The organism is bacterium (assembly GCA_037131655.1).
Lineage (GTDB): Bacteria > Armatimonadota > Fimbriimonadia > Fimbriimonadales > JBAXQP01 > JBAXQP01.
Genome location: JBAXQP010000133.1, coordinates 1 through 7,422 on the forward strand (window position 1 = coordinate 1; position 7,422 = coordinate 7,422).

Annotated in this window: 6 protein-coding genes; all 6 read right to left on the bottom strand. The window is 49.6% G+C overall.

Translation table 11 applies throughout. The features are described from left to right. The coding region (locus WCO51_07475) for a hypothetical protein (GenBank protein MEI6513100.1) at window positions 1-650 on the bottom strand (650 nt) is incomplete at its 3' end. Between the two features lie 16 nt (window positions 651-666). Then, on the bottom strand, window positions 667-969 hold the full coding sequence (locus WCO51_07480) for a PAAR domain-containing protein (protein MEI6513101.1): 303 nt from the start codon (window positions 967-969) through the stop codon (window positions 667-669). Window positions 970-983: 14 nt separating this feature from the next. Then, on the bottom strand, window positions 984-2,819 hold the full coding sequence (locus WCO51_07485; GenBank protein MEI6513102.1) for a VgrG-related protein: 1,836 nt from the start codon (window positions 2,817-2,819) through the stop codon (window positions 984-986). A gap of 35 nt (window positions 2,820-2,854) precedes the next feature. After that, on the bottom strand, window positions 2,855-3,511 hold the full coding sequence (locus tag WCO51_07490; protein ID MEI6513103.1) for a peptidoglycan-binding protein: 657 nt from the start codon (window positions 3,509-3,511) through the stop codon (window positions 2,855-2,857). A 25-nt stretch (window positions 3,512-3,536) separates the two neighbouring features. Further along, window positions 3,537-6,770 (bottom strand): hypothetical protein, encoded by a 3,234-nt coding sequence (locus WCO51_07495; protein ID MEI6513104.1) that lies wholly within the window; start codon window positions 6,768-6,770, stop codon window positions 3,537-3,539. A 21-nt stretch (window positions 6,771-6,791) separates the two neighbouring features. Further along, window positions 6,792-7,247: a phage tail protein gene (locus WCO51_07500; protein MEI6513105.1), complete on the bottom strand. Its 456-nt coding sequence runs from the start codon at window positions 7,245-7,247 to the stop codon at window positions 6,792-6,794. Window positions 7,248-7,422: the final 175 nt, after the last annotated feature.

Here is a 7,422-nt window from a genome sequence, read left to right on the forward strand (position 1 = left end):
ACTGGCACTACAATTTCTGGCTCAGGGGCAGCTACCGCTTCTTCGATAGGAGCTTCTTCAGGGGCTACAGCTATTACTTCTGGTTCCGATTCAGACTCAACCACTAAAGGTGCGGGTGCAGATTTCACCTCTACCCCTAGCCGTTCTTGAGTTGCTTTGCTGGGCGGAGAGCCTGTGAGGATATGATTACAATCTTCTGTCGTCTCCGTTGCGACGGGAAGGAGTATCTGTTGTAAATTAGTATCAAGAGCACGAATTTGCGGGCTGAATTTGCCGAGTTGTTCAGCTATTTCTGTAGCAGTGCTTTTCATATCTGCTTCAGGACGACCACTGCGGGCTTTCTCACACACCAGATCAAAAGCTCGCAAACGCAAGTCTTTGACTGCCGTTTCGAATGCTCGAACTTTGAGGAATTCCAACTTTTGTATGGTCGTCTTCCCGTCAACAGCCGCAACCAGTTCCCATGCGACGGCACTGACCGCCTGAGCCTCCTTGGCCTTGCATTCTTTCCATATTGCGTATTCCGATAACACCGCGCAGATATTCTTCACAAGAGGCTTCTGAGGCTCTAAAAGCCCCTTGGACAATGCCTCATAAGTCTGCGCTAGCGCCGGCATACTTAATAGCTGTTCGACACGTTCAGTTTTCATTCTCTTTTTTCAAAAATCAACCGCCGATAATCACCGTCAATGCTCCGGTTACTATCTGCCCTCCATGACCACTCGGATCAAACTGTCGAGCTGCAGGTTTTCCCCCTATCATAACTGTCATCGACCCCTTAAGGATAGTCCCCGGAGGGCCTACGCATGTCACCATATCCCCCATAACGGCTGCCGGAGAACCTAAGATTATCACATTCACCACACCAGGCCCGATTATCGGCCCCCCCACATGTGGCACTGGAGGAGTACCAGGGGTCGCCGCCGGACACGTATGCATATCCACCAATATTCTTGCTGCTGGAGGCATATTCTAGCTCCTTCTTAGTTAATGTTGACAATTAATCCTTTAATGGTCGCAATCCCATCGGCGTTCATGTCGACGACAGCGCCCTTAAGCGTCAAAAAAGCACTTGCTTCGATATTAATTATCAACGACTTAATGTCAATTTGCGTACTGGATTGAATTGTGATCTTGCCTTGCATGGCATCGAATTCGGCTTTATCCCCTGCCGAATCTGTAACTGTCATCTTATTGGCCGTATCATCCATCTCCACCTTATGGCCGCCGGTACTCTTAACGGTTATCTTTTTCCCAGTATCATCCATATCGACCTTATGGCCACCATCTGTCGTCATGGCTAACTTCTTGCCCGAACCATCATCCATCAATATCTTATGTCCGCCAGCAGTGGTAAGCGTGAACTTTGTACTGCCTTGTGTATCGTCAAAGTCCATCTTGTGACCCGCCCTTGTATAAAGGACTCGACGGTCAACCGTGCCTCCCGAACCTAGCACCGCTTCTTCCGGCAACTTGTCACTTCCATTCCATATCGCGCCAATCACATACGGGCGGTGAATATCACCATGTTCAAATGCCACCAAAACCTCATCATTTATTTCCGGTAAAATATAAAATCCTCTTCCCGGTCCAGCCATTGGCATCACTACTCGTGCCCAATTGCTCTCATGGTCCTCGGTCAGCATGGGGATCTTGACTTTCACACGGCCCATTTTGTCAGGATCATCATTATTAGTAACGATTCCAACGAAAACTCCAGGATTAGAAGAGCTTCCGGTACGGCCTTGCGCCGCCGGACCAACCCCTAATGCTTCGGCAAGAGAGTGATGGGTGCGGCCGCTAACAACGAAACTGGTAGTAAATCCTTCCTGAGGTGACCAGATGTGAGTGACCGAGGTTACGGAATAGGTTCCGTTATAAGTTGATCCAATATTATTTATCGTAATCTGTGAACCCGGCTTCATATCAGGCATTCCATCACATAAGCCTTCACACTCAATATTCGTACTTGCAAGTTCTTCGAGCACACCCTGTGCCATCTTTTGAGCCTCATCCTGGGAATGGACGGGGCGGTTAGAGATGACAACCTCAGTGTCACTCCCAAATGCCTGCTTAGCCTTGCCGGAAAATTTTGAAGGTACAATATTTGATCGTGTTGCTGTACCGACAATCTGCTTTTTTTGAGCCGGATCCCAACCATGAACTGTTACTTTGTCAACATCTTGATGGAGGTTGCGTGTTACATGCAAACTACGCAAATTGGTCCCATAGGTTACAGTAATCCCCCCGCCAGCAGTTGTCGACTTTTTGAAACAAAGTTTATCCTCATGGACATAGACGTTAAAATCAATTCGCCTCGCCCGTTCAGTCAGAAATTCCCAATCGGTTTGGTTGTTCTGAAAGACATATTTATTAACCGTTGGAGTGGAGTCTATTTCAGTAGATAATCCTTGTCTCCCAGCAACTTTTCGCACCAAATCCGCATCTGAAACATTCAGATACGACTCCGAATGCCTCCCCCGATGCAAGCGATGAGCCTTGCTATATCCCTGAAGGACATATGAAGGCGGACCAAAGCTGGTCATATCCATTTCGACCATGGTGATTTCACCGGTAAGCATACTGGTTAATGTCCCACCACCGTCCGCCATCGAAATCTCGGCTTTTTTACCCAATCCAAATCTGGCATCCTCCAGCCACTTGAACTCAACATCCTGAACGCGTATGGTGAACATTTCCGGTACTTGGTTGCTGAGATCAATACTGACCTCCAAAAGATCACCCATAAACTCAGGCGGCGCTTGACTACCATCAAATTTTATGTTACATAACGCTATAAATGACGCTGTTTCAGGCATAATTATTCTCCTATAACTCGAATGACGCTATGCGTCTAACGGGGCGGGATTATCAAGACATCCCCTTCACGCAAAGCGAGTGGGTCACTGAGCTTATTCACTTCGGCAATCGGTCGCCATTGGGTCGCATCGCCGTATTCTTCATAAGCAATCTGAGCCAAAGTATCAGTTGAACCAACCACTCTGGTTGTTGCTCCGGGAATGGCATGAGACGTTGGGTTCTGTTTGAGCCCTTCCTGTTCAACTTGCTGGAAGGTGATATCCAATGTCGCCCTTACCGGCGTTCCCTCAGGCAAAAACATAGTGAACTTCTGTGTAATGCTGCTGATTACGCATTTGAATTTCCATACATTATTGCCCCAGCCGAAAATCACAATCGGTGGACGCCCTTGTTTGGTGCTGGCGTTCTTGGTGCCCGTATCGATTTTCATCAATTCCCAAATCTTTTCGGTATGCTCTCGCACATCGGTCCGCTTTTCGCAAGTATCAAAGAAAAGCTGAACTTGCAAAGTGGTCGCACGACCACCAGTGAACTCAGCCTTGGGAAATTGCCGACCTTTTAGAGGTTCGTTCTTCCACTCGTTTTGGCGAGTGAACGAATACTCAGTTGGGTTAAATAGGCACGTAACCCGTTTGCCGTTCTTACTGCTCTTACTATCTTCGATTTGGATGTAACATTTTTCTAAAGCCATTTGGTCATCCCTACCTTTTTATGTCTCAATCATCACTGTGGCTAACAAATCCGCCGCCAAGTCTTTCTTTCTCGCGGGAGATACGACGGCGCAGAACACCATAAACTTGTCGAGCAAGTTCATCAACTTGCTGTGGAGCCAGTCCCTGTTCCCCTGGACCCGATGCTTGTGTTGTCCTGGAAGAACCTTCAGTATGTGCTGCCGGACCGGAAGGTGATTCAACTCCTCCACCTCCCGATTGCGCTGTTTGTATTCGAAGTCCACTCGGCGATCCACTTGGCGTTCCACCTGCAACTCCCGGAGTAAATGTAGCCTTATTCGGCATCGCCCACATCGGTTGGGTGTACTTATAATACGGAGGTAACAGACCGGGTGGAACCCAGTATGAGAAGGGTGAGAATTTTTCAGGCGGTTTAGGAGCAAGCCGTGGAATGAACTGATCCATCGGCATACTCAATCCTGCCTGTGGTGGAGCTGAAATGCCGGACGGCCCTCTGGATAATAAGCTCCCGATGGGTCTTTCGTATCCAGAACCGATCGATCTGCCAGGAAATATTGATTGGGCTATCGAACCGAGATTCCCAGGTTCACCTATTGAAAAGGCTTCACCTAACGGTGTAAGGTTTGGCGGCTGTACAAAAAATGGCGAATACGGCTGCTGGAAGGATCGCTGAGTACTAAGTGGATGCGTCGAGGTTGGGCTAGATGGAAAGATCATTTGATCGCGGAATGGCGCAAGCACTGATGGCAATCCAATCCCAGGCCTTAAATAGCTCGGCGCATCGGGCACATTCCACCCTGCATGTTGAAGCATTATCTCATCGGCTAAATCACGGCTGATTGGCAGATTGACCGCACTTGGTCCAATATCTGTTGTTGGTAATGCCGGATAAGCCATGCTCACCGGTGTTGGCCAAGCCCCCATAATATTCCGTAGACCAAAAGAATCAAGCGATGAAAGCCCTCCACCCATCCTGGGCAGATTCGTTTGTCCAGTAACCCCATATTCTCGCGATAACGCTTGCGATGGTCTCAGCGGTGAACCTATAAGACTTATTTGATCCGTCCCATACCCCTCTCTAAATCCAGGCGGAATGGTCGGCATCATTGGAGCATCGCCTAACATGGGCATCCCTGCAGTGGGAACTCGTGATGAACCTCCTCCGAATAGCGTTTCCATCACCGGCAGCGCAAGTGACGATAAAAGTGGTGAGACACCCCCCGGCCCACGGGATGAAATTGATGATCCCATGCCTAAAAATGGCGCTGGGGGTGGAAGAGGAGTATCGGAACTAATCGGCATCACTTCGCGTGCTAAATCCGTCACTGCGCTCGGTCCACGGGTTGAAATCATTGGAGCAGGTTGATGAAATGGAGCAACTGCCCCCAATCCCGGATCGTTCGTAAGCATAGGAGCAATCTGGAACGACTGACCGAATAAATTCATCGGCTTAGGAAGTGATATTGCTGTCATATCAGGCCCGCCAAATGCCGTTCCGCCAACCGCGCTGAGCTGATCAAGGGCACTCGAAGGAACACCCCCAGCTTCCGGCGGCAGCATCGTGCGTGCAGCTACCTCCTGAGAAAGCGCCGGTGGGGTTGGCGTGAAAGTTGCTTTTTGTGAAAGGGCGAATGCCACATCATTGGGCACTATCACAGGAGCTGCCGCAGCAGCAAATGGCCGGATTGGCCCACCTGGCCCACCTAGTCCACCTATTCCACTTGGCCCACCTGGTTCAGCAGAAGAAGGCATCGCCATCGGCACACCCGATGGGTAAGCGCGATCCATTAACGAACGCTGTAATGAAGGAGCAACCGGTACATTAATGGCTCCCTGTGAAAGCTCCCATGGTGGAAGCGCCGGATAAGCAAATAGCGCACCCTTTGGAAGGGTCTCCTGCATCTTGAGCATCGCCGCCTCATCAAGCGGCTTAGCCAACTTAAACATAGGCAGAAGTGACATCATAGGAGGATTTAATCCACCCTCTAATGTAGGCCCAACCTTTGGCGGCAAAATCGTAACTTGACCCAACCTTGCCAGCATATCCATCGATTCGGTCGGTAATCGCTTAGGCAATCCTGGCGGTTGAATAGCAGTACTAATTTCCGAGCCACCAGTTGCTGGAATGAAAAGTGTTGGCTGTCCCCCGACAGCAGAAACCGGGGTAGTAGGTCCCGTGAGATAGTTCATTGCAGCAGGCGCCCAAGGACTTGCCCCCATTAATGAATGAGTTGATAGTCCTCCAGCTAATGAATGAGTTGCTAGTCCTCCAACCTGTGCGGTGGCCGTTATCCCCCCGCCGGCAGGCATTGCAGTTGCGCTTGCTCCCGCTGCCATCGTTGCCACCGCTAAAGCCGCCAAAGCAGTTTTGCGCATTAATGGGCTTACTCTTCGCCTTCTTGGTGTTGCAGGCTCTTCGGTTTCATCTGCAATAGTTTTCGGGGTGACGTCATCACGTTTGGGACTGCGTGATACTACCGCAACATTTTCAGGATGTGCTCCATTTGCAATCTGGGCAGAAAATAACGCTGCAGGGTGCATTTGAACTGCAGGAGTGGATAAAGGCCGCGCATTAGCCACCAATGGCTGCATCTTCTCTATCACTTTAGTAACATACTTTATTTCGGTTTGTGTCTGGGGAGCCCAGTAGCTATAAGCGCCCTCAACCGGAACTTCCGGAGCAGTCGGCGCAAAAAAGGACATATTCGGCAATCCAACGTCCCAATAACCTTCAACTACTTTGAAAGGAGCCATTGTTTCAGGTGAAATCAATCCCATTCGTGTAATCGACCAAGAATACCTACTCTCGGCAATCACCCTACGACAGGTATTCAACACGCCTGCGCAAACTGACTGGCAAAATGCCTGTGTCCCTGCCATATTTGGCGCTTGCATGTACTTATCAAAGTGAATTACCCCATCCTCGTCAAAGCTCTGGGTATCTACAACTGACCCTAGAATTAGCTCACCATTAAGCATCTTTACAAGAGAACTACGGTAGCCGACGGCATTGCCGTAAGGGGTATATAAAATGCTCATGAGCGGCTGGTCAGGAAATTCAGGCGTCATCACATAGAGCGCATTTTCCTGTTCTTGAACCTTTGGCTCGCCCTCAACCTGTGGTCGATAGGCGACCGATAACGCCTCTACTCTTGACTCGTTATCAGCCTTATAGAGCAAGCTTATCAGCCTTACTCCATCCTCTCGCATCTTAATCGAACATTCAAACCGGGATTGGGTTTTCTTCTTGCGTGCCATATTTAGCCACTCCCCGCCGTCTTACTTCACGTCTATAATGCCTTCATGCGCCAATTCCAATGTCTCGACCGCCAAAGTTCCGGTGTTGGCAGTCAAATCGGGACCGACCCATTTGACAGGAAAGGCATGAAGGAACGACCATTCCTGAACCACATTTCCTTCCGAATCAAGCAGTTGAATGCCCACATTACGGCGCTTGAAATTGCCGTTTAGAACCTCCATGTACCATTTATAAAGGTCCGTATCAGTGGTCATGCCGCGTTTGAGAATGATGTTGGAATAACGAACGCGACCAGGGAATTTATGAACTACCCCGCCGCCTTCCGCATATTCTTCCGCCTGCATCTCAATGGAAAGTCCACTGCAATCGTGAAAATAGGCAACAGAAAGTGTGCCCCCCTCACTTGCGCCAATCTGCACCTTCCAAAGGGCATTCGCAACCGCTCGCTTATCATTTCTTGCATTACTAGCTGGCATCTAAATCTCCTCCTAAGGTTGCCTGAATGGGGCAACCCTGTTGCGGTGCTTTTTCGCATCCGCGCGCATCAGGTCATAGACCCGATCCGTCAGCTTATGAACATTAACCGAAGCCAGGCTTGGAGCTACCACCGGCGTACTTTGTATTGACTGCACAGCCGATTCAGTACTCGAC